The following is a 26,682-nucleotide window of genomic DNA, read 5'->3' as shown; positions in this document are numbered from 1 at the left end:
TATGTATCACGTCGTTGCTTCCGATTTAGATGGCACGTTGCTGTCGCCAGACCACACGCTGTCTCCATTCGCCAAAGAGACCCTGAAACTGCTGACTGCACAGGGCATCCACTTTGTGTTTGCCACCGGGCGGCATCATCTGGATGTAGCGCAGATTCGTGACGGGCTGGGCATCAGCGCCTTTATGATCACCTCTAACGGCGCGCGCGTGCACAACACCCAGGGGGAGCTGATCTTCAGCCACAATCTGGATCCGGATATTGCACACGACCTCTACAGCATGGTGTACCGCAACCCGGAGATGCTGACGCACGTCTACCGTGACGATGAATGGTTTATAAGCCGCTCTCGTCCGGAAGAGGAACGCTTTTTTCAGGAGTCAGTATTCAAATACAAACTGTTTGAACCGGGCCTGCTCGGCACTGATGGCGTGAGTAAAGTGTTCTTCACCTGTGACAACCATGAGAAGCTGCTGCCGTTGGAAGAGGCGATCAATGCACGCTGGGGCGATCAGGTTAACGTGAGCTTTTCCACGCTGAATTGTCTGGAAGTGATGGCGGGCGGCGTATCCAAAGGCCATGCGTTGGAGCAAGTCGCCAAACTGATGGGGCATACCCTGACGTCGTGCATTGCGTTTGGCGATGGAATGAACGATTTTGAAATGCTGTCGATGGCCGGTAAAGGATGCATTATGCGCAACGCGCATCAGCGCTTGAAAGATTTACTGCCGCAACTGGAAGTCATTGGCAGCAATGCGGACGATGCGGTAGCGCACGCGTTGCGTCGTCTCTTTCTCTCTGCGGTGTGAGGGTGTTGCTGGCGGCCTTGGCCGCCAGCAGACAGAAGGCGCTTGCGATTAGGCGCGTTTCTCCATTTCCGCCTTGTGTTTCTTCTCATTGACCATGGTGATAAACAGCAGTACTACCGCCATGACGCTGCCGCCGATCATCACCATAAAGCCGCCGTCCCAACCGAAGAAGTCAACGGTGTAGCCGACGATGGCGCTGGCTGCAACGGAGCCGCCGAGGTAACCGAACAGCCCGGTAAAGCCTGCCGCTGTACCCGCCGCTTTTTTCGGTGCCAGTTCTAGCGCGTGCAGGCCGATCAGCATGACAGGGTCGTAGATCAGGAAACCGATAACAATCATGCAGGCCATATCGATGCCCGGATTGCCCGCCGGGTTCAGCCAGTAAACCACGGTGGCGATGGTGACCAGCGTCATAAAGAACACACCGGTAGCACCACGATTGCCCTTGAACACCTTGTCAGACATCCAACCGCACAACAGCGTGCCAGGGATCCCTGCATATTCATACAGGAAGTAAGCCCAGGAGGATTTATTCAGCGCGAAGTGTTTCACTTCTTTCAGGTAGGTCGGTGACCAGTCGAGAATACCGTAGCGCAGCAGGTAGACGAACACGTTGGCAATCGCGATATACCACAGCAGCTTGTTCGGGAACACATACTGCATGAAGATCTCTTTTGCCGTCAGTTCCTTCTCTGAGGTTTCGGTGTAGTCCACCGGGTAGTCATTTTTGTACTCTTCAATCGGCGGCAGACCGCAGGATTGCGGGGTGTCGCGCATCATCACGAAAGCGAACACCGCAATCAGGTTCGCGCCAAATGCTGGCATGTAGAGCGCTGCTCTCCAGTCATGGAACCAGGCCATCCCCATCAGGAAAAGCAGCGGTGGGATCCCACCACCCACGTTGTGGGCGCAGTTCCAGACAGAAACAATACCGCAGCGCTCTTTCTGCGATGGTGCGCCCGCACGGTGGCCACCCCATGCCCTGGAACCAGCCACACAGGAACAGCAGTACAAACATGATGGCGATGCTTGATGTTGCCCACGGCACAAAGCCCATAAACAGCATCACTGCCGCCGCCAGAATCAACCCTGCGGGCAAGAATACGCGCGGGTTGGAACGGTCGGAGATGGAGCCCATGATAAATTTGGAAAAACCATAGGCGATAGAAATTCCTGATAACGCAAAGCCAAGATCACCGCGAGAGAACCCCTGTTCAATCAGGTACAGCATGGCTAATGCGAAATTTTTTCTTACCAGATAGTAAGCGGCATAACCGAAAAAGATCCCAAAAAAATCTGCCAGCGCAGACGACAGTACAAAGGATCGACCCGATCGTCGCTCACTCTGGGCTGGTGCTGGGTGGGTTTAAAAATACTCAGCATAACGTTCTCCAATACGCTTAAAAGCGATAATTATTTTGTGCTAAATCGCGCGTATGGTATCGAAATGGCGCAGGGTTTCAATGTGAGCCACCGCTAAAATGTTACATTTTTATGACAGTCATTCAATTATTGTGCTTTGCTTAACAAAATGCCCCCCCGATAGGCCTCATTTTGGTATGACTTTTATCGCGAAACGGTTACATATCCGGTTTGTTATTTTCGTTTTTTGCTCGAATTTGCTCTTTATCAATCATTTCTTTTCTGTGTCTGAATACCCTTAATGAAGATCCGGAAAGGTGACACCATCATGGAAAACAGCACAGCCTAAAGCGAAACCGACGTTATCGTGATTGGCGGCGGCGCGACTGGCGCGGGAACCTTGCGTGACCTGGCACTCAGGGGACTGCGTTGCCTGCTGCTGGAGCGCTTCGACATCGCGACAGGCGCGAGTTGCTGCACAGCGGTTCGCGCTATGCGGTAACTGACAGTGAATCCGCGCGCGAATGTATTGAAGAAAACCAGATTTTACGCCGCATCGCACTGCGTGGAGCCGACCGATGGCCTGTTCCTGACCCTGCCTGAAGACGATCTGGCTTATCAGTCCCAGTTTATCGAGGCCTGTCAGCAGGCGGGTATCAATGCTCAGGCGATTGATCCGCAGGAAGCGCTGCGCCTCGAGCCTGCCGCTAACCCGCAGCTGATTGGCGCGGTGCGCGTGCCGGATGGCACCGTTGATCCGTTCCGGCTCACCACTGCCAATATGGTAGATGCCTGCGAACACGGGGCGGAAGTATTGACCTATCACGAAGTGCTGGGACTGATACGTCAGGGCAATCGTGTCACCAGCGTGCGCGTTTTCGACCATAAACAACAACGTACTCTCGATCTCTATGCGCAGGTGGTGATTAACGCCGCCGGCATCTGGGGACAGCGCATTGCCGAATATGCGAATTTGCGCGTGCGTATGTTCCCTGCCAAAGGCGCATTGCTGATTCTCGGCCACCGTATCAACAATATGGTGATCAACCGCTGCCGTAAGCCTGCCGATGCCGACATTTTGGTGCCGGGTGACACCATTTCGCTTATCGGTACCACTTCGACTCGCGTGGACTATGACCAGATAGACAACATGTCGGTCACGCCGCAAGAAGTAGAGATCCTGATGCGTGAAGGGGCGAAGCTGGCTCCGATGATGGCGCAGACGCGTATTTTGCGTGCCTATGCGGGCGTGCGTCCGCTGGTGGCCAGCGACAATGATCCGAGCGGGCGCAGCGTAAGTCGCGGCATCGTGCTGCTTGACCACGCCAGTCGCGACGGGCTGGAAGGGGGTTTGTCACCATTACTGGCGGCAAGTCGCCTGATGGCGGAGTGGGTCACCGACAAGGTGTGTGAAAAGCTGGGGCACAGTGCGCGCTGCACCACAGCGGAACGACCGCTGCCGGGCTCTGCCAGTGCGTCTACGCAACAATCTACTGCCGCAACGTCTGGCACGCGCACATTTTCTGCGCCGCTGCGTGGCTCTGCGATTTACCGCCACGGCGATCGCGCCGCGCGCGTGCTGTCTGGCGAGTATGCCGATAGCAGTCTGGTGTGCGAATGCGAAGCGGTGACGGCGGGTGAAGTCCGCTATGCCGTGGAAGCACTCAAGGTCAATAACCTGATTGACCTGCGGCGGCGTACCCGTGTCGGGATGGGAACCTGCCAAGGTGAGCTCTGCGCGTGCCGTGCAGCCGGATTACTGTGCAAGCTGGGGCAATCGACACCGCCGCAAGCGTTGGCGCAGTTAAGTCAGTTTTTAAATGAACGCTGGAAAGGCGTTCGCCCCATCGCATGGGGTAACGCGTTGCGTGAAAGCGAATTCACCAGTTGGGTATATCAGGGATTGTGTGGGCTGAGTATTGAAGATCAGCAGGAGGAACAACATGCGGTATGACGTCGTCATTATCAGTGGCGGGTTAGCCGGGCTCACCTGCGGTATTCGTTTGGCGGAGCAAGGAAAACACTGCGCCATTGTCAGCTCAGGACAAAGCGCCCTGCATTTCTCTTCGGGATCGCTGGATCTGCTGTCCTTTCTGCCGGATGGCGAGCCGGTTCATCATCCCCTTGAGTCGCTGTCAGCGCTGACAAGTCAGGCTCCGCAGCATCCCTATTCACTGATGGGTGAGGCCGCCGTGCGTCGTTGGGTGCCAGAAGCCGAAGCCTTATTGACACGCTGTGGCGCAACCATGACGGGTAGCCATCAGCAAAATCACCTGCGCTTGACGCCGCTCGGTAAATATCGCCCGTGCTGGCTGAGTCCGCCGAAAATTGTCACGCGGGAACAGGGCAAACCGCTGACATGGCTCGCTCAGCTGATTGTGGGCATTGAAGGCTTTCTGGATTTCCAAGCCTCTATCTTAGCGGATGCGCTGCAAGCGCAGGGCATTGCGGCAAAGAGTGCCGATTTGCGTCTGCCCGCATTGGATCGTCTGCGCGGTAACCCCAGCGAGTTCCGTGCGGTAAATATCGCTCGCGTGCTGGATCTGCCGGAAAACGCCAGCGCATTGCTGGCGGAATTGACGCGGCTGAGCGCTCATCACGATGCCGTCATTTTACCCGCTTGCCTGGGGCTGGATACGCCGGATGCCGTGGCGATGCTGCAAAGTGCTTTGGGCAAACCCGTCAGTTTGTTGCCGACACTTCCGCCGTCGTTACCAGGGGTTCGCTTGCATCAGGCGATGGTGCGCCGTTTCCGCCAATTGGGAGGCATGGTGATGCAGGGCGATAAAGTCGAACGTGCCGTTCTGGGGGCAACAGAAAAGGCGCTTTATACCCTTAATCACGTCGATATTCCGCTGCGGGCTCAGCAGGTGGTGCTTGCCAGCGGTAGCTTCTTTAACAACGGGCTGGTAGCAGAGTTTGATCGCGTTGTGGAGCCAGTGTTTGGGCTTGATGTGCATTATGCCGCTGAACGTAGCGACTGGAGCCGGGAACAAGTGCTGGCACCTCAGCCGTATCGCCTGTTCGGTGTGAAAACCGACGAGAAGCTGCGCCCGCGTATCAAGGGCGTCACGGTGCCCAGCGTCTATGCGATTGGCGCGGTATTGGCAGGGTTTGACCCTCTGGCGCAGGGGTATCTTTATTGAGCGCGTTGTCGGTTGCCGATACGCTGCTGCAAGGGGAGGTCGCATGAGCCTGCTCAATGACACCAGTTTTGATAATTGTATCAAGTGCACGGTGTGTACCACTTACTGCCCGGTTTCCCGGGTGAATCCTCTTTATCCGGGGCCTAAACAGGCCGGGCCGGACGGTGAACGCCTGCGTCTGAAAGATCCGGCGCTGTATGACGAGGCGCTGAAATATTGCACCAACTGCAAACGCTGCGAAGTGGCCTGCCCGTCGGATGTAAAAATTGGCGATATCATTCAGCGCGCCAAAGCACGCTATAACCCGCATCGTCCTTCACTGCGTGACACCATCCTCAGTCATACCGACCTGATGGGAACGGTATCCACGCCGTTTGCGCCATTAGTGAACGCGGGGACCGGGCTGAAACCGGTGCGCCAGTTGCTGGATAAAGCACTGAAAATTGACCATCGACGTCAGTTGCCTAAATACTCGTTCGGCACTTTCCGCCGCTGGTATCGTCAACAAACGGAAGCGCAAAAACAGTTTAGCGAGCAAATTGCGTACTTCCACGGCTGCTACGTTAACTACAACCATCCGCAGTTGGGCAAAGACTTGATCCGCATATTCAATGCGATGGGGATTGGCGTGCAACTGTTGGAAAAAGAGAAGTGCTGTGGCGTGCCGCTGATTGCTAACGGCTTCCATGCCAAGGCCAGAAAGCAGGCGCAGCAAAACGTGGGCTACCTGGAAGGTGCGGTACAGGGTAAAATCTTACCGTGGTGGCAACTTAATCAAGCTGCACGGCGACGCTGCGTGACGAATATCCGCATTTGCTGGGGTCGATAATCATGCGGTGCGCGATAGCATTACGCTGGTGACGCGTGAGCTGTATCGCCTGTTAGAGCAATGCAAAGCGCTGCCGCTACGCGTGGCTTATCACACGCCGTGCCATATGGAGAAAATGGGGTGGACTTCCTACACACTGGATTTATTGCACCGCATTCCCGGGCTGAAACTGGTGGTGCTGGAATCCCAGTGCTGCGGTATCACCGGAACTTACGGTTTTAAAAAGGAAAATTACACTACCTCGCAGGGCATTGGCGCGCCGCTGTTTCGCCAAATAGAGGAGAGTGGAGTGGATATGGTGATCACGGACTGTGAAACCTGCAAATGGCAGGTAGAGATGTCGACCAGTAAACCTTGTGAGCACCCGATCACGTTATTAGCACGCGCACTGGCGACGGAAAAATAATCCTTTACAGAATCGAATGATAATGATTATTATTGTCATGTATTCCAGAGAGACGCACGCATGTCTTTTCATGCGCTGACGACCTCGCTGTGAAGGCACGACATTGCTTCCAGTGTTTATTTAGCCAGCTCGGGTGCTGGCTTTTTTTTTGCCCATTATTCCCACCTCTTTTAAATTTTTTGAACTGAGCGATGAGTTTTTTACGCTTTCATATTCCCCACCTCCCGGTAGACTTAACATAACAACAACATTTGTGGAGGCGATATGATTTATTTACGACAGGCTGAGGCGCGTGGTCATGCGAACCACGGTTGACTGGATAGCTGGCACAGTTTCTCCTTTGCAGACTATTACGATCCCAACTTTATGGGGTTCTCTGCGTTACGCGTGATCAACGAAGACCGCATTGAAGGTGGGCAAGGGTTTGGCACCCACCCGCATAAAGATATGGAAATCCTGACCTATGTGCTGTCCGGCACGGTGGAACATCAGGACAGCATGGGAAACAAGGAGCAGATTCCGGCGGGTGAATTTCAGATCATGAGTGCGAGCACCGGGATCCGCCATTCGGAATACAATGCCAGTCAGGATGAACTGCTGCATTTGTATCAGATCTGGATCATTCCGGAAAAAGCAGGTATCACGCCGCGTTATGAGCAACGACGCTTTGATGCACCGCAGGGCCGTCAGTTGGTGCTGTCACCGGATGCACGTGAGGGGTCGCTGAAGGTGTATCAGGATATGACGCTGTCGCGTTGGGCGCTGAAAGCGCAAGAGCAGTCGGTATATCAGGTGCTGGCAGGCCGTCGCGTGTGGATTCAGGTGGTTCGGGGCAAGGTGGAAATCAACGGTCAGGCAGCAGGCGAAAGCGATGCGCTGGCAATATGGGACGAAGAAACCCTCTCGATACATGCCGCGCAGCAGAGTGAAATCTTGCTGTTCGATCTGCCGCCAGTATAACCAATAACGGTGCGTACCTGTGACGCACCGTTTTTTGCTTTTCTCAGGGAACCTCTGCGGGAAGCAGCATGCAAAGTGCCGCACTGTCGGTCAATAGCGTATCGACATCTTCATAGGATTGCGTGGTAACGACACTTTTCTCTTCATGCCAGGTATAGAGTGGCACACCGGGATCGTCGTGGCTTTCCTGCAACACGTAACGTTGCAATTTAACCGGTTGCGCATCGGTTAAATCCTCTCCCACCTTCTCTGCGGTGATTAAACGCACCCCTTGCGGATAGCGCACCAGTTGAACATCGAAAATCTTCTGCCGCGATGCGGCAATACGATAATCAAACCAGATAAACGCATCGCTGTTGGGGATGGGGACGAGTGAATAACCGTCCGGAGTTTTGATGTAAAAGCTCAAGCCTCGGTGAGGGTGTGAGGTGTTGTTTTCGAAGGTGGCAAGCACCGCGAAATCCTCTGAGGTCGGGTGTGCCAGCGCCAGATTATTCACACCCGGTTGCAACGGCACCAGACTCAAACCAGTGGGGCTCGAACCCGCTGCACTTTGACAGGCGGCTATCGTCGTACCGCTGTAAAACAGCAGGGCGGTGAGGGTGCGCCGAGTGTTGGTAAGCAAAAACATAGCGGTGATTATCCCTTTCATGCCCACGCTGGGCGAAAACCGGTCAGTAACCGTCTCATTTCATCAGGTAAGTACGGATGCCATCGAGGAACATCTGGGTCGACAGCATGACCAGAATCAGCCCCATCAGTCGCTCCAGCGCGGCAACGCCTTTCTCACCCAGCAAGCGCAAAAATAGATCGGACATCAGCAGAATGATAAATGAAATCCCCCAGGCGATGCAGAGTGCGAGCGTTAAATGCGGCAACTGATCCGGATATTGATGCGATAACAGCATCAGCGCGGCCAGAATAGACGGTCCGGCGACCAGTGGGATTGCCATCGGTACCAGAAAGGGTTCTTCCCCTGCGGGCAACCCGCTGCTGTTGCTTTCCTGCGACGGGAATATCATGCGGATAGCGATTAAAAACAGCACAATGCAGCCCGAAATAGATACGGTTTCAGTACGCAGATTGAGAAACACCAGAATACGTTCGCCAGCAAACAGAAAAATCAGCATCAGCCCAAGGGCGATCACCATCTCACGAATCAGCACCACCCGTCGGCGTTTCGGGTCCAGATGTTTTAGTACCGACATAAAAATGGGCAAATTGCCCAACGGATCCATAATTAACAGCAACAGAATAGTTGCTGAGATCATTTCGCTCATGGTGGTGGTAGACTCCTGTTATCCCTTTAATGATGGCACCGCATTAGCCTCATTGCTGAAAAAGCCGGTGTCATCGAATAAATTCACTTGCGACTTCTGGTACATTTTGTAAGGTTGATAGTCATAACTTTATGTAATATTTGCTGAGTTTGGTGATAAACCGATTTTTATTACCCCTCGCTCTGCCGTCATGATAGTCCTGCCGCCACGGTTTGCGCGCGTTTGCGTGTGGTAAACCTATTGTTCCGCAAGGCATTCATCTGACGAGAACAGGGTAACAGAGTGTGTGTCGGCCGTCAGTACTGCCTGTGTGGCAGTCCAAATTCTTTGTGTCACCCCAAGGCAGGATTGTTACCATGAAAAATGTTGGTTTTATCGGCTGGCGCGGTATGGTGGGTTCCGTTCTGATGCAGCGTATGCAGGAAGAGCGTGATTTTGACCTGATTCGTCCGGTATTCTTTTCCACGTCACAACACGGTCAGGCTGCTCCGCTGCTGGGTGGACAGCAGGGCACGTTGCAAGATGCCTACAATCTGGATGCACTGCGCGCGCTGGATATCATCATCACCTGCCAGGGCGGTGATTACACCAATGAGGTTTACCCGAAGCTGCGTGAAAGCGGCTGGCAGGGGTATTGGATCGATGCAGCCTCCTCGCTGCGTATTCGCGATGACGCCATCATCATCCTCGATCCGGTCAACCATGCTGTGATCAAACAGGGCTTGGACAACGGCATTAAAACTTTCGTTGGCGGCAACTGTACCGTCAGCCTGATGCTGATGTCGCTGGGTGTCCTGTTTGCGCACGATCTGGTGGAATGGGCCTCTGTGGCGACCTATCAGGCGGCATCCGGCGGCGGTGCGCGCCATATGAGCGAATTGCTGGTCCAAATGGGTCTGCTGCACAATGATGTGGCGAAAGAGTTGCAGGACCCTGCCTCTGCCATTCTGGATATCGAGCGCAAAGTCACCGCGCTGACGCGCAGTGGCACGCTGCCGACCGACAATTTCGGTGTGCCGTTGGCGGGCAGCTTGATCCCGTGGATCGACAAACAGTTGGATAATGGCCAGAGCCGCGAAGAGTGGAAAGGTCAGGCAGAAACCAACAAAATTCTCGGCACACAGTCCGTAATCCCGGTGGATGGTTTGTGCGTCCGCATCGGGGCACTGCGCTGCCATAGCCAGGCGTTTACGCTGAAACTGAAGAAAGATGTTCCGGTGTCTGAAATCGAACAATTGCTGGCAACCCATAACGATTGGGTGAAAGTGGTACCAAACGATCGCGAGATCTCCATGCGTGAATTGACGCCTGCCGCGGTAACCGGCACGCTTTCCACGCCTGTAGGGCGTCTGCGTAAACTGAACATGGGGCCGCAGTATCTCTCCGCCTTTACAGTGGGTGACCAACTGTTGTGGGGTGCGGCAGAACCGTTGCGCCGTATGCTGCGCATCCTGCTGTAGTCCTCTCTGGATTGAATGCCCCGCGCTGTGCGGTGTATGTTCTCTCTCACTTCCTGCCGTTGCTTTCTTTGTTCTACTGTCGCTTGCCATGCGCTCAACCTTTTTAGCGGCATGCAGCATCACTACCGTTAACCTTTTCAGTGACGTTTTTCTTGAGCATGTTTTCGATGCGTTGGGCAAAGGTATTTAGTGCCAGCCACTGTCGCGTGAGCGCCTGGCGATTTCCTGCCATAAGCTGTATGCGCAGCGCCTCTTCTTCTTGCGTCAGCTGGGAGGCATGTTCAAGCAGGGAGGAGGCGAAGCCACAGTCGGAAAAATAAGCGATTGCCTCGTTCCGGTTAGCGGGGTAATGGAGGCTTTGCCATTGTTGCAAGGGGCGAAGACAGCCGTGATCGGCCAACTTAACCATCAGGCTTAACTGGTAATGTGCGCGCTGACCATAGCATCCGCTCACCAGATAGCCGCGTGCGACCTGGCGGATGGTGTAGAGATTATTCAAAATGGCGTTCACGTTGTCTGACGGGCCGCCGGTCTGTGCAAAACAGAAGGGGCCAGCGAGGTGTCGCGTGCCGTTGAGCAAGCTATGACGGCGAAATGTGGGGTATTGTCGGATATTGTTGAGGCTATAGACGGAGAGCGAGAGTTTTTCGAAGCGGTGCTGGATGCGTCGAACCTGCTCCAACGTGGGATGGTCGACGCTGTCGAACACTGCCATAAGGTCAATATCCGAATCCGGTCTCATATCGCCGTGGGCTGGGCTGCCATAGAGATAAAGCGATAGCAGATGGTCACCGAAGGCGGCGTTGAGTGCATCGACGATCGGTGCCGTCATGGCGTTAATCGTTGCGGGCGCTGTTTCAGCGCGTTGGGCGATCACGCGCTGTGTGTCTGGGTAGCCGGCGGCAATGTGTTGGGCATAGCACTCTACGATGGCGCTCAGTCGTGCGGCGGCGGCGCGAAAGGTATTCGAGTTTTCCAACAGTGAGCGTTCAAAGGGCTGCCAATGGTTGTTGGTATAGGTTAACCAGCGTAGGTCTTCTTTATTCATTCCCGCGACTGACAGCGGGCTATGGTGACGCGTTTCCAACTGCCCTAGCAATTTGCTTAGCCCCTGCTCTGCATAGCGCATCGCCCAGCACAGTTGACGCACGCCCCAGGCATGTGTCTTTGCGGGTAAATCACGCAAATAATAGAGACGAGCAATATGGGTTGTGGCGAAAGTCGCCTGCCGCAATGTATCCGGGTAATCGGGCTCGCATGCGGAGAGTGCGCGTTCTGTCGATGCGTTACGGTAGGACCAGGGACAAGTGTGGAACGGCCAGCGACCATGAGCAGGATAGTCGGCCAATTCTCTTTCTGTAAGGTAATTCAGTGACAGTTCGGGAAATTCAGCGTGCAGATACTGTGCTGCAAATGCCATTTTTTCTCCACCGTCTTCGTGCACGATCAAATAATAATGGCCGACAGCACGTGATGAATAATCAGGCTGTCGTAAAAAGGCATCTGTCTCTGCAATGCCAGACAGGTTATCGCCAAACAGATATTTGGCAGTGGTGCAAAAATGCTGTGTACGGGCATCTGTTTTTTGATTCATGATGGCTATAGATCCATGTGTTTTATGTTATTGACTAAAAAGAAGCGTCCAGTATTTACCTCAACGATGTTTTTCATTCTCGGTAAATACATGCTCAACCCTGTTTTCAATTTCGCGTTTCAATAATAATTGATGTCAGAACGTTCTGATGGTTTGCTGCGTATTTCAGGGAAATTGGTTTTTATGGTAATTAGCTTGAATTGTTGAGTGTCATTTTTTTATAAAATAAGTTGATGTGTTCTTCAGCGATCACAATCAATGTCTGTTCATGCGATGAGCTGTAAAAAGTTGTAATCATATTTTACGGGTATCTCTATTAAATGGGGCTGGTGTGTCTGGAATGCTTTTTCGAGCGCATCAGGAAAATCAGCGATATCTAAAATTTTTGTCGCTGATACACCATTGGCGTTAGCCAGCAGGGTGAAATCGACCGGGCCGAGTTCGGTCAGATGACGTTGTGGTTCAGAGCTATTGCGATTCTGGTAATACTTGATAAGGCCAAACGCGGAATCCGACAGAACAACGATCACCACCGGTAGTGAATACCGGACAAGAGTTTCCAGTTCCTGGCTGGTGGCGTGAAATCCGCCGTCGCCGCAAAAGGCAATAACGCGCGTTTCGGGATGGCATATCTGTGCCGCCATCACTGCGGGAAGCGCAAAGCCGAAACTGCCACAGACGTTGGAACATAAAAAGTGGTTTGAGCGGTACGTGGTGGCCAGCAGTCCGGCATACTGTTTGTGCAGCCCGACGTCGCTACAGAATATACCGTCACGCCCCAGCGCAGTACACACGGCAGCCACAATGCGTGGAATATCGGTGACGGTGTCAGGCGCTTGTCAAAAAAACACTTCAATCGCTGGTGAGCCGCCAGCCATTCTTGCTGGGGCAATGCGTGGTGGGTAAGTTGGTCAAGGCTGCGTGTGATATTGCCCAGGCAGAGAATATCGGGCTGGAAAATATCTCCCATGGGGACATCTACGCTGTTTATCACCAGTGTGGGTTTATCGTGACCCCACAATGCCGGTTTCAAATCCTCACCGAAATCGTAGCCGATCAAAATCATCAAATCGACGCCTTCAAACAACGAGTGCAGCACGGAAGTGCGGTATACGCTATCCAGATATTTGTTGGCGGCAGTGAGAAACTGCGGGTGATCGTTGGGTACAGCACCTTTGGCTGCAAGGGAGCAGATAATTGGCGCATTGATCTGTTGGGCAAAGCGGCACACGCTCGCCTGTGCGTTGTCGCGGATAACCTGATTACCAATGACAATCATCGGGTGCGTTGCATTGGTAATGCACTGGGCAGCGCGGATAATATCGGCGCGTGCAGGCTTGATTCTCTTCCTCCGGATGAGTGGCTGCACGGCTTGCAAGATGTCCAGTGCTTCCCTATCCGGCACGTCGGTTTTCAGCAGATCCAGCGGGATACTGAGATAGGTGGGGCCGGGTAAGCCATCCAGCGTGCGCTGCAATGCGGTCTGGACGTGAGAAGCCAACTCTTCCGCCTTTTCGAGTTGCAGGCTGGATTTAGTGATGCTTGCCATCAACCCGACGTTATCAATACATTGGTGCGTCAGGTTAAACCTGATCTGTGGGCGTGGAATTTGCGCGGAGCAGGCGAGCATGGGCGAGCGGTCTAACATGGCGGAACACACGCCCGTAGCCATATTGGTTAACCCAGAGCCAAACGTGGCCCAACACATATGGGGCATTCCGGTGAGCCGTCCCGCGACGTCTGCCATAATGCCTGCCGCAAATTCATGTCTCGTTAAATAAAAACGAATGCCAAATGCTTTATCAAAGCTTATCGCTTCCGCTTCACTGCCAATAATGCTGAAACATTTTTTTAAACTCATGCAGGACATCGCCTTAAGAAAAAGTTCATCAAATTGCATGTTCAACTCCTGTCCGTGAGGTTCGGTCAATAATTACGGTCCTGGATGTGTTAAATATATGAAATAACCCTGTGGAATGATTTTTTATCAGATTCTGTTTTTTTATCTTTTTATTTATGAAAGTCACAGGTTGTTATCTCTGTGAATGGCAGTAAGTAAAAGCGCAACGCTTGATGATACGGAGTATAAAGCTTGTACATCAATGGAAAATAAACATCAGGTTAAAAGAAAATAATCGATGGCAACAGCAGGGTGGGGTTTCAGTCTTATTATTACTTCGATTGTCACCATACTGCTTTACCGAATCGATTGATTTTTTACATTAGACATATTCGACGTGGTGATGTTATTCAATGGATGTGTATGTTCAACGAATATGAAATTCGCACTTTTCTCTTTGCAACTGAAGAAGAAAGATATCACTTAAGTCAACATCCTATTATAATGCTTTCATTATTAGTCCCAAAATGGTTTTTTCGAAACGAGAGCAATATGCAACGACTGACCATCTCTATGGATGACGAACTGGCACAGGACTTTGATGAGCTGATGCGTCGCAAAGGGTATGCCAACCGCTCTGAGGCGTTTCGCGATATGTTGCGGCGTGAGCTCGGTGAAATGACCCTGGAACAGGATAAACAAGGCCCGTGCGTGGCGATATTGAGCTACATTTACGATCATCATGAACGTCAGCTTTCCAGTCGTCTGGCGGAGATGCAACACGATCACCACGGGTTGACCGTGTCAACCATGCACGCTCACCTCAGCCATGATGAATGCGTGGAAACCTTGATTATGCGCGGCACCACGGCCCAGGTAAAAGTGTTTGCCGAATCGGTGATGGCGCAAACGGGCGTGAGACACGGCCGACTCAACCTGATACCGTGCTGATATTCAACCGCTAAAATGGGCAGGAATTAAGCAAGATCAAGGAAGTATGATTTTTTTATAAAACTTCATACCTCGTGGTTAAACTGCCTGCGCCAATCTGCTATAAATCGCCTCACAATAATAGCCTCTTCCCCTTTGGGCTCGGTGCACCAAGCGCGCTAGTCGACATCGTGTTGCCACATTCGGCCTGAACGGCATTGAACAGGAATGACCGAGTGAGCTCGATACTTGCTGAAGATAATGACCTTGTCGTTGATGAAAATACCGCATTAAATCAGGACGTCCAGCGCTATTGGACGTACCGTGCCGCCGAATATAGCCATATAAATGCCACCGAGCTGGCGAATTCCAAGCGTGCCCGCTGGCTGAAAAAAATCATGGAATATGCCCCTGACGCCCCCTTGCTGCGTGTGTTGGATATTGGCACCGGTCCCGGTTTTTTTGCCGTGACGCTGGCGCTGGCTGGGCATCGGGTTACCGCTGTGTATATGACGGAGGCGATGCTCACCGAGGCTCGCGGCAATGCCGCGCATTACGGTGTTCACGTTGATTTTATCTCCGCAGATGTGCATGCGATGCCGCTGGCGGACAACCAGTTCGACCTGATCGTCACGCGCAATGTGACCTGAAATCTGGCCGAACCGCTGCGCGCCTACCGGGAGTGGCACCGTCTGCTGGCCCCCAGCGGTCGCCTGCTTAATTTTGATGCCAACCGGTATTTGCAACTGTTTGATGAATCCTCACGTCTCGGCTATTTGGACGATCGCGCCAATGCACGCTATCTCGGGCTGGATGACCACTACGTGAATACCGACACCAGCGCTATGGAGGCGATAGCACGCCAGCTGCCGTTCAGCCGCAAGCACCGTCCTGAGTAGGATACCCAGGCGCTGCTTCAATGCGGCTACCATAAAATTATGCTGGATACCCGTGTGGGCGACACGTTGTGGGATGAGACCGAAAAGGTTAACTACGCCTCGACGCCGATGTTTATGGTGTGTGCAGAAAAATAGGGGCGTTGTATGCGAGCAATAGCAGAATTTTTTCTGGCAGCGCTGATGTTGCTGGGCATGGCAAGTGCGACGGCGCAAACGCCCACGACGCTTAATTATGCCAGCACCAAGGACATTCGTGATATCAACCTGCATCTCTACAGCGGTGAGATGGCGGCGTAGAATATGGTCTTTGAGTCGCTGGTGGTGAACACCGACAGCGGTGTACAACCCTGGCTGGCGGACCGTTGGGTGATTTCACCGGATGGAAAAACCTACACCTTCCATCTGCGACAAGGCGTGATCTTCAGCGACGGTGAGCCGTTCAATGTTCAGGCGGTAAAACTGAACATCGATGCGGTGTTGGCTAATTATCAGCGCCACGCCTGGCTGGAACTGGTGCGGCAGATTGAGCGCGTTGAAATCATTGATGATGCTACCGTAGCGTTGCATTTGCGTCATCCCTACTATCCAACCTTGGTGGAATTGGGGCTGACGCGGCCGTTTCGTTCTATCTCGCCGAAAAACTTTATCAACGGTCAAACCAAAGAGGGCGTGAGCGGTTATGCGGGCACGGGACCCTGGCTGCTTAGCGAACAGGTAAAGAATCAATATGCGGTTTTTACTGCAAATCCGCGCTACTGGGGGAGCGCGCCAGCCTTGCAGCGCGTGGTCTGGCGGGTTATTCCTGACAGGCAAAGCATGTTGATGGCGTTCGAAAAGGGCGATATTCAGCTGATTTTTGGCGCTAATGGCGACATGCTGGACGGTGATAATTTTGCTGCACTGCAAGCGGCAGGACGCTTTAAAACGCTGCTCAGTGCGCCTATCGCTTCGCGCGCTTTGGTGTTGAACAGCAGTCGCCCTGCGTTATCTGACAGGCAGGTGCGCATCGCATTGCAATATGCGGTGGACAAACTGGCGATCGCGCAAGGCGTGATGTCCGGCAGCGAAAGCGTGGCCGACACGCTGCTGGCACGCACGGTGCCTTACGCCAATATCGCCGATTTACCGATGTATACTTTTGACAGCGCACGGGCAGCGGCGCTGCTGGATGCCGCAGGCTGGGTGCAGCCCAACGGCGCAGCGCAGCGAGAAAAGCAGGGTGTTCCGTTACTTCTGGTGTTCTCCTATAACAGCAATAATGCGGGCGAACGGCAGATTGCCGAGGTAGTGCAGAGCGATTTCAGGCAGATAGGTGTCACTGTCGATCTGTTGGGTGAGGAAAAATAGGCGTATCTGGATCGACAGAAATCTAGCGATTTTGACATTCAGTACTCGCTTTCCTGGGGCACGCCTTACGACCCGCAATCCTATGTATCGTCGTTCCGTATACCGGCGCACGCAGATTATCAGGGACAAAAGGGGCTACCGAATAAAGCGGAGATCGATACTGCCATTGGTGCTGTGCTGATAGAGCCCGATGACGTGAAACGTCAGGCGCTGTATCGCCAGATATTTTTAACGCTGGCGCAAGAAGGGGTGTATATCCCGCTGACCTACTCGCGCACCAAAGCGGTGTTTAGTCCGGCGTTACAGGGGGTGTCCTTTAATCCTTCGCAGTACAAGATCCCCTTTGAAAAGATGTACTTTCAATAGGTCTGGGCGAGCGTAATGGGGCGTTATGTGTTGCATCGGCTGCTGTTGATGGTGCCGCTGATGCTCCTGATTACCGTTGTCACGTTTTTGCTTATCCAATTATCGCCTTCCGATCCGGCGGAGGTGGCCTTACGCGTCAATATGATCGTTCCGACGCCGGAAGCTATTGCTGCGCTACGTCTGGAACTGGGGTTGGATGCGCCCTTGTGGCAGCAGCGCTGCGTGCAATTGGATTGGGGCACGTCGTTTGTGACGCGCACGGCGGTGAGCCATGAACTGGCGCAGGCGTTGCCCGCAACGCTGTGGCTAGCGGCAACGGCGCTGGCGATGATTGTGACGTTATCGCTGGCGATTGCTGCGCTGTGTGTGGTGAGCGCCGGGCGTTGGCCAGACAAACTGCTGCGCACGGGGCTGTTTTTTCTGACGGCGATGCCGAATTACTGGGTGGGGCTACTGTTGCTTTGGCTGCTGGCGGTGAAATGGCAGTGGCTGCCGGTGGGGGGCATTGATGCACCGGGGGCGGTTATCCTGCCTGCCTTAACGCTGGCATTGGGCTATCTGGGTACCTATGTACGCCTGCTGCGTGCCAATATGCTGGCACACTTACATCAACCCTATGTTGATTATGCGCGCGTGCGCGGTTTGAGTTCAGGCCGTATTCTGTGGCGTCATGTTCTGGTCAATGCTCTGTATTCGCCGTTGGTCGCGCTTGGCATGAGTATCTCGAAGCTGTTTGCTGGTACGCTGATTATTGAGAACATCTTTTCCTAGCCGGGGTTAGGGCGTCTGTGCGTTTCGGCGATTTTTCAGCGTGATTACCCGATCATTCAAGCCTATGTGTTGTTAATGGCGTTGCTGTTTGTGGTGGGCAATTTTCTCATCGATATCCTGCTGATGTGGCTCGATCCCCGTTTACGTCGCGGGGTAGCGCTATGATTCGCCGCCTGTGGTGCGGTATGGCGCGCGATCCACTGGCGTTGCTCAGTCTGGTTTTTCTATTGGCAGTGATGGCTGTGGGCCTGTTAGCTCCCTGGCTGGCACCCCACGATCCGTTGCTGGTTTCCTGGCGCGATAAATATCACGGCATCAGTCTGAATTACCCGTTGGGGGCCGATCACCTAGGCCGCTGCGTCTTGTCGCGTTTGCTGTTTGGTATCCGAAATACCCTGTTTGTCGCGCTGTTGGCGATGGCCGTTACCATGCTGACGGGCACAGTGATCGGCATGCTGGCGGGTTACCTGCTCGGGCGGATTGACGCTGCACTGATGCGTTTGTGCGACCTGATCCTCTCTTTTCCCGGTGAGGTGATGATCTTTGCGCTGGTCGGCATTTTGGGGTCAGGGCTGCAAAATATCCTGCTGGCGGTGGTGCTGGTGAAGTGGGCGTGGTATGCCCGTATGGTGCGAGGCATAGCGCTTCAGTACAGCGATAAACACTATATCCACTATGCTCGCCTGCTGGGGGGCTTCTCCCGGCTATTTGATACGGCGCCACCTGCTGCCCGTGACGGCGGCGGAACTTATCGTACTGGCAACAACGGACGCGGTGCGGTTATCCTGCTGCTCTCGGCGCTTTCCTTTCTTGGGTTGGGCGTGCAGCCCCCAACCCCGGAGTGGGGGGCGATGCTGGGGGAAGCGAAAAACGTGATGATGGTGCATCCAGAACAGATGTTGCCTGCCGGGATCGCTATCGTGCTGGTGGTTGCTGCCTGCCAGTACCTCGGGGATAGCTTACGTAATGCACTGGATGTTACCGGCGGGGAGGAAGGCCGCGCGGTGTTTCCTGATGCGTGAAATAGCCGAAAAATCCCCTACGCCGCACGCTCGATATCTGCCAGCGCCTTTTTCGGTTGAATCAGCGGAACACGCACTTCCACGCGAGTAAAAGGTATCGGCTTCGCTCTCGACGGTAATGCCGTAGCGGTTGCCGTAGCGCGCCTTGATGCGGCGGTCGACCAGATTCATGCCTAAACCATCGCCCCCTGTCGGTGGCTGATAGGTGCCTGCATTATCCTCCACCGTCAGTTCCAGCGTGTTGGCGCGGTAGCGGCCGCTGATGTGGATATGACCGCTCTCTATCATCTGCGAAATACCGTGTTTAATGGCGTTTTCCACGATGGGTTGTAACGAGAACGCAGGAAAACGCGCATCCATCAGCTCTTCCGGCAGCATAATCTCTACCGTCATGTGGTCAGCGAAACGCGCTTTCTCGATTTCCAGATAGGCGTTGACGTGTTCCATCTCATCGCGCAGGGACACTTCATCATTGCTGCGCTTCAGATTTTTGCAAAAAAGGTAGAAAGGGAGAGCACCAGCTGCCGTGCGTGGTCCGGGTTGTGCCGGATGACAGCGGAGAGCGTGTTGAGCGCGTTAAACAGGAAGTGCGGGTTGACCTGCGCGTGCAACAGCTTGATTTCAAACTGCGCCAGCAGCTGTTTTTGCTGCTCGAAACGCCCAGCCAGAATCTGTGCAGACAGCAGATGCGCAATACCTTCTTCCAGCGTGCGATTGATGCTGGAAAACAGCTTGTTCTTGGGCTCATACAGTTTGATGGTGCCGATCACCGGCTGCTCTTCACCGCGCAGCGGGATCACCAGGGTCGATCCGAGCTTGCAGTGGGCCGAGACCGAACAGGTATAGGGCACTTCATTGCCGTCGGCGTACACTACCTGATTATTGTCGATGGCACGGTGAGTATGCAGCGAGGTAATCGGTGAGCCCAACTTGTGGTGATCGTCACCCAGGCCGATAAATGCCAGCAGCTTGTCGCGATCGGTAATGGCAACGGCACCAACGCCTCGTAGAGAATGCGCGCTACGCGCATGCTGTTTTGCTGATCGAACCCTTGGCGTAGCGCCCCTTCCGCGCGCGCGGCAATTTGCAGCGCCTTGGCAGAAAACGCCGAAGTGTATTTTTCGAAAATGGCGCGCCTGTCGAGCAGGATGCGCATAAACATGGCGGAGCCTACGGTATTGGTGATCATCATCGGTAACGCAATGTCTTTGACCAGTTCAACCGCGCTGTCGAACGGGCGTGCCAATAGCAGAATGATGATCATTTGCAGCAGTTCCGCGACGAATGCCGTCAGCCCCACCACCAACGGCTGGAACAGCGTATCGATACGGTTACGTCGCAGCAGATAACGGTGCAGCAGGCCGCCGATTAACCCTTCCGTAATGGTTGACACCATGCAGGCAAGCGCCGTCATTCCCCCCATGGAGTAACGGTGCAACCCGCCGGTCAAACCGACCAGAAAGCCAACCGATGGTCCGCCCAGCACGGCACCGGTGGCGCGCGTATTGGCGATGGAATCATCAATGTGCAGGCCGAAATAGGTACCCATGATGCAAAAGATGGAAAACACCAGATAGCACACCAGCTTGTGCGGCAAACGAATGGTGACCTGCATCAGCGGGATAAACAGCGGAGTTTTACTCAGCAAATAGGCAATCACCAGATAGACACACATCTGCTGAAGTAACGAGAGAATCAAATCGATTTGGCTGACCATGAAAACAATACCTCACTGCGCATGCGAGGTGGGACATGCATCGTCAATTGTAACGCGAACGGTGGTGGATAAGCACGGACTGCGCAGAGAATTTGTACGTTTTTATGTCATTTTGGTCAGATTATCGCGCCATATTGCAAAAAGCATTGGGCGGACCGTGAAGAGAGGAAGAATAGAATTTTTAACAACTGTGTCATAACTTATTCATATAAAAAATAAAGGAAAATTTTAATTTTCGGCCCGTGCTTTTTGTTTTATTGACTAGACTTATAAATAACGGCGTATGTTTTGTTGCCTTTTTCTTTGCGTGATTACACCTCATTGGGGAATCTCGTGGATTTCCTATTAATATATTGTTTTTTTATATATTTATCCGAGGTGGTAACAATACGATATCGGACTGATATTGTGTTTGCATAATAAATTCAATCGGTTAATTAGAGGATGGATGCCATGTCGGAATTATCCGGTGCGATCAACTCGCTGATTGCTGGTCACTACGCCGATCCTTTCTCCCTGTTGGGTATGCATGAAACTGAAAGCGGGCTCGAAGTGCGCGCGCTGCTGCCTGATGCGCTGGACGTTTGGGTGCTGGATGGCGCGACCGGACGTAAAGTCGGGCAGTTGCCGCGCATTAACGATCGCGGTTTTTTCTGTGCAGCCCTGCCTCGTCGTAAACGTCCTTTTCATTACCAACTGGCCGTCACCTGGGCGCATGCAGCTTTGGTTATCGACGATCCCTATCGGTTTGGCACGCTGCTGGATGCAATGGATATCTGGCTGCTGGCGGAGGGAACTCACCTGCGCCCCTTCGAACGCCTCGGTGCGCATCTGGTGACGCTGGATGGTGTTGAAGGCACGCGGTTTGCGGTGTGGGCACCGAATGCGCGCCGGGTCTCCGTGGTGGGTGAGTTCAATTTCTGGGACGGCCGCCGTCACCCGATGCGCTTGCTGTGTGAAAACGGCATCTGGGAGATTTTTCTGCCGGCAGTGCATGCCGGGCAGCTTTACAAATATGAAGTGGACGATGTGCACGGCAATGTGCAGCTTAAAGCCGACCCTTACGCGTTTGAAGCGCAGATGCGCACGAAAACCGCCTCCTGCGTGGTCCGGTTGCCGCCCAAAGTTGAACCAAACGCACAGCGGCGACAGGCGAACAACTTCGATGCACCCATTTCAATTTACGAAGTCCATCTCGCCTCCTGGCGACATCACACCGACAATAACTTTTGGTTGAGTTATCAGGATCTGGCAACTCAGTTGGCAGAATATGCCAACGAAATGGGATTCACCCATATCGAGCTGCTGCCCATCAACGAACATCCGTTTGACGGTAGCTGGGGTTATCAGCCGCTCGGCCTGTATGCGCCGACGCGACGTTTTGGTACGCCGCAGGATTTCCGCTGTTTTGTCGACACCCTGCACGAGGCGGGCATTAACGTGCTGCTGGATTGGGTGCCGGGGCATTTCCCGACCGATGTCTATGGTTTGGCTCAGTTTGATGGCACCGCCTTGTATGAATATGCCGATCCGAAAGAGGGTTTACATCAAGATTGGAACACCCTGATTTATAACTACGGTCGCCATGAGGTGCGTAACTATCTGGCGGGTAATGCGCTGTTTTGGATGGAACATTACGGCATCGACGGTCTGCGGGTGGATGCGGTCGCCTCAATGATTTATCGCGACTACAGCCGGGCACAGGGCGAATGGGTGCCCAATTATTACGGTGGCAAAGAGAATCTCGAAGCCATCGCCTTTCTGCGTTACACCAACAATATGCTGGGACATGCGCGCCCCGATGCCATCACCGTGGCCGAAGAATCCACCGACTATCCGGGGGTAACGTTGCCGCCGGGCTGCAACGGCTTAGGTTTCCATTACAAGTGGAACATGGGCTGGATGCACGACACGCTGAGCTATATGCAGCAGGATCCGGTGCATCGCAAGTATCACCACGGCAAGATGACGTTTGGCATGCTCTACGCTTACAGCGAGAATTTTATTCTGCCGCTGTCACACGATGAGGTGGTGCACGGCAAGCGTTCACTGCTCGATCGTATGCCGGGCGATGTGTGGCAAAAATTTGCCAATCTGCGCGCTTACTACGGCTTTATGTGGGCATTTCCCGGTAAAAAACTGCTGTTTATGGGCGGCGAGTTCGCGCATGGGCGGAAGTGGAATCACGATAGCAGCCTGGACTGGCATCTGCTGGATGAACCGGAAGGATGGCACCGTGGTGTACAGCAGTTGGTGAAGGATTTGAACCACTGCTACCGCGCCCAGCCGCCGCTGTATCAACTGGATTTTCAACCGGAAGGCTTCGAATGACGGGTGGTGGATGACCGGCAAAACTCGGTGTTCGCCTTTGTGCGCCGCGACAGACAAGGCAATGAAGTGCTGGTGGTCAGCAATTTTACCCCGGTGCCACGCCAAGGTTACCGCATCGGTATCAATCAGCCGGGGCGTTGGTGCGAAATTCTCAATACCGACTCCTGGCATTATCACGGTAGCAATCTGGGTAACGGCGGTGGGCTGGAGAGCGAGGCCATCGGCAGCCACGGCCGTGCCCATTCGCTGGTATTGACGCTGCCGCCGCTCGCGACGCTCTATCTGGCGAAGGAGGTGCCATGATCGCACTGCTGCCGGGCAAGCCCGCGCCATTGGGTGCCAGCATCGATCAACAGGGCATTAATTTTGCGCTGTTTTCCGCCCATGCCGAGCGGGTAGAACTGTGTCTGTTTGATGCCCATCAGCAAGAACACCGCTTCACCCTGCCATCCCGTACGAGAGATATCTGGCACGGCTATTTGCCGCTAACAGAGCAGGAGCCCACTGCGCGTCCCGGACTACGCTATGGCTACCGCGTCTATGGCCCCTTCGCGCCGCAACAGGGTCATCGCTTTAACCCGAATAAGCTACTGCTCGATCCCTGTGCCCGTCAGTTAGATGGCTGGGTGGTTGATGACGAGAGTCTACAGGGCGGTGTTGATACGCCAGACGAGCGAGACAGCGCTCAGGTGATGCCAAAAGCCGTGGTGGTGGATGAAAGCTACGACTGGGACCATGACGCTCCGCCAGACACCCCGTGGGGCGAGAGCGTGATCTATGAGGCTCACGTGCGTAGCTTGACTCAGCTACATCCCGAGATCACCGCCGAATTACGCGGGACCTACAGCGGTGTGGCACACCCGGTCATGATCAACTACCTAAAAAATCTGGGTATCACTGCCATTGAACTGCTGCCAGTGCAGCAGCACGCCGATGAGCCACGCTTGCAGAAACTCGGGCTGCGTAACTACTGGGGTTACAACGTGCTGTTGCCGTTTGCCGTTGAAACCAGCCTGGCGGCGCGTGATGACGCGCTTAATGAATTCCGCGATATGGTCAAGGCGCTGCACCGTGCGGGTATCGAAGTGATCCTTGATGTGGTGTTTAACCATTCGGCAGAGCTGGATGTTGAAGGACCGACGCTGTCGCTGCGCGGCATCGACAACCAGAGCTATTACTGGCTGACCGAACAGGGTGAATACCACAACTGGACCGGCTGCGTCTCAATCATCCAGCCATGATTGACTGGGTGATGCAGTCCCTGATTTTCTGGCGCGAAGTCTGTCATGTGGATGGCTTCCGTTTCGATCTGGCCACCGTTTTAGGCAGAACACCGGCGTTTGACCCCGCCGCGCCATTGCTCACCGCGCTGCGTGAGGAGCCGTGTTTGCACGGCGTAAAACTGATTGCCGAACCTTGGGATATCGGCAACGGTGGCTATCAGCTCGGGCGTTTCCCCGCCCCCTTTGCCGAGTGGAGCGATCGCTACCGCGACGATATGCGGCGCTTCTGGCTGTGCGGCGATATTTCTCTGGGCGGTTTCGCCCGCCGCTTTGCCGCGTCGAGCGATATCTTTCAGCACCCTCCTCGTTTACCGCATGCGTCGGTAAACAAGCTCACCGCGCACGACGGCTTCACGCTGCGCGATCTGGTCAGCTTCAACCACAAGCACAACCACGCCAACGGGGAAGATAACCGCGACGGCACAGACAGCAATTTCAGCAACAACCACGGCACCGAAGGGTTGGAAGCGGATGAGGCCACGCTGGCACGCCGTGCCGCCAGCCAACGGGCGTTGCTGACGACATTGCTGCTGTCGCAGGGCACGCCCATGCTGCTGGCGGGGGATGAGCAGGGGCACAGCCAGCAGGGGAATAACAACGCCTACTGTCAGGATAACGACCTGACTTGGCTTAACTGGGAAACGGCGGATAACGCCATGAGTGCTTTTACCGCCGGGCTGATTCGGCTGCGACCCGCCATCCCGGCGTTACAGCAGGATGCCTGGTGGCAAGATGGAGATGGCTGTGTGCAGTGACTGAATGAACGGGCGCAGCAGCTCACACCGTCGGCCTGGGAGCAGGGAGAGCGCCGTTTACAAATCGTCCTGTCGTCTGATTGGTTACTGCTGATTAATGCGAGCGCGTCGCCGTGCGAGATGTCGCTGCCCGCAGGAGATTGGTTGGTGTCGCCACCGTTCGAGGGCTCGAAAGCGCTGCGCGGCGAGTTTTGGCAAGGGAATGCCCAATCGGTGTGTGTCTGTACACGCCGCAGGAAGGAGTAGGCCATGGTAAATAATGAGAAGCATGATCCCTTGATGCTCGCACGGCAGCTTCCACTGAAATCAGTGGCGCTGATTCTGGCAGGCGGGCGCGGCTCGCGCCTGAAAGACCTAACCGCGCTGCGCGCCAAGCCCGCCGTCCATTTTGGCGGCAAATTCCGTATCATCAATTTCGCCCTCTCGAACTGTCTGAATTCGGGGATTCGCCGCATTGGCGTGATCACCCAATATCAATCTCACACGCTGGTGCAGCACATTCAGCGTGGCTGGTCTTTCCTCAATGCTGAGATGAATGAATTTGTCGATCTGCTGCCTGCGCAACAGCGGCAGGAGACCGATCACTGGTATCGCGGTACGGCGGATGCCGTCTGTCAAAACCTCGACATCATTCGACGCTATCGTGCGGAATATGTGGTGATTCTGACGGGCGATCACATCTACAAAATGGACTATTCGCGCTTGCTCATCGATCACGTCGACAAACAGGCGCAGTGCACCGTGGCGTGCTTGCCAGTGCCGCTCAAAGAAGCGAACGCATTCGGCATCATGAGCGTGGATAAGCAGCGGCGTATTTTGAGCTTTGACGAGAAGCCGGAGCAGCCCACGCCGATGCCGGATGACCCAGAAATGGCGCTCGCCAGCATGGGGATCTATGTTTTTAATGCGGACTACCTTTATCGGTTATTGCAAGAGGACGTCAACCAGCCGGGCTCTTCACACGATTTCGGCAAAGATCTGATCCCGAAAATTGTCGCGCAGCGCGATGCCTGGGCGCATCCGTTCTCGCTCTCCTGCGTCACCTCGGGTCAGGATGATTGCCATTACTGGCGCGATGTGGGAACGCTTGAGGCCTATTGGCGGGCTAACCTCGATTTGGCCTCGGTCACGCCAGAGTTGGATATGTACGACAGAAACTGGCCAATACGTTCTGCCATGGATCAACTGCCACCGGCCAAGTTCGTACAGGACCGTTCGGGCAGCCACGGTATGACCATGAATTCGCTGGTATCCGGCGGTTGTATCGTATCGGGATCGGTGGTGACGCATTCGGTGCTGTTTCCCCGCGTGCGGGTGAACTCATTTTGCAGCATCGATTTGTCCGTGTTGCTGCCGGATGTGAACGTGGGGCGTTCGTGCCGCCTGCGACGCTGCGTCATCGACCGTGCGTGTGTTCTGCCGGAGGGGACGGTGATCGGTGAAAATGCCGCTGAAGACAGCCGCCGTTTTTACCGCTCGGAAGAGGGGATTGTGCTGGTGACACGCGCCATGCTGGCGAAGCTGTAGTTGAAGAGGATGTAGTTCAAGAGGCTGTCGTTCACGATGATGTGGTGCA

The 26,682-nt window shown here is 54.2% G+C and carries 14 protein-coding genes and 8 pseudogenes; 15 read left to right on the top strand and 7 right to left on the bottom strand.

Going from position 1 to position 26,682, the window contains the following annotated elements:
* Position 1: 1 nt before the first annotated feature.
* Complete coding sequence (yigL, locus tag CS369_RS17840; RefSeq protein ID WP_196908128.1) at positions 2-808, top strand: sugar/pyridoxal phosphate phosphatase YigL; 807 nt, start codon at positions 2-4, stop codon at positions 806-808.
* A 48-nt stretch (positions 809-856) separates the two neighbouring features.
* Here the strand turns inward: yigL and glpT are convergent.
* A pseudogene (gene glpT / locus CS369_RS17835) lies at positions 857-2,191 on the bottom strand (glycerol-3-phosphate transporter).
* Between the two features lie 346 nt (positions 2,192-2,537).
* Here glpT and glpA point away from each other — a divergent pair.
* The 4 genes and pseudogenes from glpA (at position 2,538) to CS369_RS17815 (ending at position 7,511) form a co-directional block, all read left to right on the top strand.
* Positions 2,538-4,124, top strand: a pseudogene (gene glpA, locus CS369_RS17830) (anaerobic glycerol-3-phosphate dehydrogenase subunit A).
* The gene (gene glpB / locus CS369_RS17825) at positions 4,114-5,316 is read left to right on the top strand and encodes a glycerol-3-phosphate dehydrogenase subunit GlpB (protein ID WP_374191079.1); all 1,203 of its coding nucleotides are present in this window, start codon (positions 4,114-4,116) and stop codon (positions 5,314-5,316) included. The pseudogene glpA and the gene glpB overlap by 11 nt, the downstream one beginning before the upstream one ends.
* A gap of 43 nt (positions 5,317-5,359) precedes the next feature.
* Positions 5,360-6,551: pseudogene (gene glpC / locus CS369_RS17820) on the top strand (anaerobic glycerol-3-phosphate dehydrogenase subunit GlpC).
* Between the two features lie 315 nt (positions 6,552-6,866).
* Entirely contained in the window at positions 6,867-7,511 is a 645-nt protein-coding gene (locus tag CS369_RS17815; protein WP_244665090.1) for a pirin family protein, read from the top strand.
* A gap of 43 nt (positions 7,512-7,554) precedes the next feature.
* On the opposite strand, the gene CS369_RS17810 is transcribed toward CS369_RS17815, so the two are convergent.
* Together CS369_RS17810 and CS369_RS17805 are read right to left on the bottom strand one after the other, a co-directional pair.
* Entirely contained in the window at positions 7,555-8,142 is a 588-nt protein-coding gene (locus CS369_RS17810; RefSeq protein WP_196908173.1) for a CpmJ protein, read from the bottom strand.
* Positions 8,143-8,197: 55 nt separating this feature from the next.
* The gene (locus CS369_RS17805) at positions 8,198-8,791 is read right to left on the bottom strand and encodes a YhgN family NAAT transporter (protein ID WP_196908127.1); all 594 of its coding nucleotides are present in this window, start codon (positions 8,789-8,791) and stop codon (positions 8,198-8,200) included.
* A 356-nt stretch (positions 8,792-9,147) separates the two neighbouring features.
* On the opposite strand from CS369_RS17805, the gene asd reads away from it, so the two are divergent.
* Positions 9,148-10,251 (top strand): aspartate-semialdehyde dehydrogenase, encoded by a 1,104-nt coding sequence (gene asd, locus CS369_RS17800; protein WP_196908126.1) that lies wholly within the window; start codon positions 9,148-9,150, stop codon positions 10,249-10,251.
* A gap of 103 nt (positions 10,252-10,354) precedes the next feature.
* Here asd and CS369_RS17795 read toward each other — a convergent pair whose 3' ends face one another.
* The 3 genes from CS369_RS17795 to CS369_RS17785 form a co-directional block, all read right to left on the bottom strand.
* Complete coding sequence (locus tag CS369_RS17795; protein ID WP_196908125.1) at positions 10,355-11,845, bottom strand: nucleotidyltransferase domain-containing protein; 1,491 nt, start codon at positions 11,843-11,845, stop codon at positions 10,355-10,357.
* Positions 11,846-12,111: 266 nt separating this feature from the next.
* The gene (locus CS369_RS17790) at positions 12,112-12,567 is read right to left on the bottom strand and encodes a thiamine pyrophosphate-dependent enzyme (RefSeq protein ID WP_244665089.1); all 456 of its coding nucleotides are present in this window, start codon (positions 12,565-12,567) and stop codon (positions 12,112-12,114) included.
* Positions 12,489-13,745, bottom strand: a complete 1,257-nt coding sequence (locus CS369_RS17785) for a thiamine pyrophosphate-binding protein (protein WP_280514823.1) — start codon at positions 13,743-13,745, stop codon at positions 12,489-12,491. Before CS369_RS17785 ends, CS369_RS17790 begins: the two co-directional genes overlap by 79 nt.
* Positions 13,746-14,237: 492 nt before the next feature.
* On the opposite strand from CS369_RS17785, the gene nikR reads away from it, so the two are divergent.
* The 6 genes and pseudogenes from nikR to CS369_RS17760 all read left to right on the top strand — a co-directional run bounded on the left by nikR (position 14,238) and on the right by CS369_RS17760 (position 19,020).
* Positions 14,238-14,636 carry a nickel-responsive transcriptional regulator NikR gene (gene nikR, locus CS369_RS17780; protein ID WP_196908123.1) on the top strand — a complete coding sequence of 133 codons (399 nt, stop codon included), beginning with the start codon at positions 14,238-14,240 and terminating at the stop codon, positions 14,634-14,636.
* 215 nt (positions 14,637-14,851) lie between these two features.
* A complete protein-coding gene (locus CS369_RS23995; protein ID WP_244665083.1) occupies positions 14,852-15,265 on the top strand; it encodes a class I SAM-dependent methyltransferase in 414 nt (137 codons plus the stop codon).
* 90 nt (positions 15,266-15,355) lie between these two features.
* Positions 15,356-15,514, top strand: coding sequence for a hypothetical protein (locus CS369_RS23990; RefSeq protein ID WP_244665082.1), 159 nt, complete (start codon positions 15,356-15,358; stop codon positions 15,512-15,514).
* A gap of 180 nt (positions 15,515-15,694) precedes the next feature.
* Positions 15,695-17,227: pseudogene (gene nikA / locus CS369_RS17770) on the top strand (nickel ABC transporter substrate-binding protein).
* A gap of 15 nt (positions 17,228-17,242) precedes the next feature.
* Positions 17,243-18,163, top strand: a pseudogene (locus CS369_RS17765) (ABC transporter permease).
* Positions 18,160-19,020, top strand: coding sequence for an ABC transporter permease subunit (locus tag CS369_RS17760; RefSeq protein WP_307833721.1), 861 nt, complete (start codon positions 18,160-18,162; stop codon positions 19,018-19,020). Before CS369_RS17765 ends, CS369_RS17760 begins: the two are co-directional and overlap by 4 nt.
* A 17-nt stretch (positions 19,021-19,037) precedes the next feature.
* On the opposite strand, the pseudogene CS369_RS17755 reads toward CS369_RS17760, so the two are convergent.
* Positions 19,038-20,737 (bottom strand): annotated as a pseudogene (locus tag CS369_RS17755) (LytS/YhcK type 5TM receptor domain-containing protein).
* A gap of 453 nt (positions 20,738-21,190) precedes the next feature.
* On the opposite strand from CS369_RS17755, the pseudogene glgB reads away from it, so the two are divergent.
* The 3 genes and pseudogenes from glgB (at position 21,191) to glgC (ending at position 26,633) form a co-directional block, all read left to right on the top strand.
* Positions 21,191-23,371, top strand: a pseudogene (glgB, locus tag CS369_RS17750) (1,4-alpha-glucan branching enzyme).
* Positions 23,368-25,352, top strand: a pseudogene (gene glgX, locus CS369_RS17745) (glycogen debranching protein GlgX). Before glgB ends, glgX begins: the two co-directional pseudogenes overlap by 4 nt.
* Before the next feature lie 3 nt (positions 25,353-25,355).
* Positions 25,356-26,633: a glucose-1-phosphate adenylyltransferase gene (glgC, locus tag CS369_RS17740; RefSeq protein ID WP_196908122.1), complete on the top strand. Its 1,278-nt coding sequence runs from the start codon at positions 25,356-25,358 to the stop codon at positions 26,631-26,633.
* The last annotated feature ends 49 nt before the right edge of the window (positions 26,634-26,682 follow it).

The sequence above is a fragment of the Candidatus Symbiopectobacterium sp. 'North America' genome (assembly GCF_015762685.1).
Taxonomy (GTDB): domain Bacteria; phylum Pseudomonadota; class Gammaproteobacteria; order Enterobacterales; family Enterobacteriaceae; genus Symbiopectobacterium.
Note: the sequence above shows the minus strand (reverse complement) of the source record. Positions and strands in the feature narration are given on the sequence as shown.

Coding starts and splice junctions, on each gene's coding strand:
- glgC (WP_196908122.1), top strand. CDS start 25,356: ATGGTAAATAATGAGAAGCATGATCCCTTGATGCTCGCACGGCAGCTT.
- CS369_RS17805 (WP_196908127.1), bottom strand. CDS start 8,791: ATGAGCGAAATGATCTCAGCAACTATTCTGTTGCTGTTAATTATGGAT.
- glpB (WP_374191079.1), top strand. CDS start 4,114: ATGCGGTATGACGTCGTCATTATCAGTGGCGGGTTAGCCGGGCTCACC.
- nikR (WP_196908123.1), top strand. CDS start 14,238: ATGCAACGACTGACCATCTCTATGGATGACGAACTGGCACAGGACTTT.
- CS369_RS17760 (WP_307833721.1), top strand. CDS start 18,160: ATGATTCGCCGCCTGTGGTGCGGTATGGCGCGCGATCCACTGGCGTTG.
- CS369_RS17795 (WP_196908125.1), bottom strand. CDS start 11,845: ATGAATCAAAAAACAGATGCCCGTACACAGCATTTTTGCACCACTGCC.
- asd (WP_196908126.1), top strand. CDS start 9,148: ATGAAAAATGTTGGTTTTATCGGCTGGCGCGGTATGGTGGGTTCCGTT.
- CS369_RS17810 (WP_196908173.1), bottom strand. CDS start 8,142: ATGTTTTTGCTTACCAACACTCGGCGCACCCTCACCGCCCTGCTGTTT.
- CS369_RS17785 (WP_280514823.1), bottom strand. CDS start 13,745: ATGCAATTTGATGAACTTTTTCTTAAGGCGATGTCCTGCATGAGTTTA.
- yigL (WP_196908128.1), top strand. CDS start 2: ATGTATCACGTCGTTGCTTCCGATTTAGATGGCACGTTGCTGTCGCCA.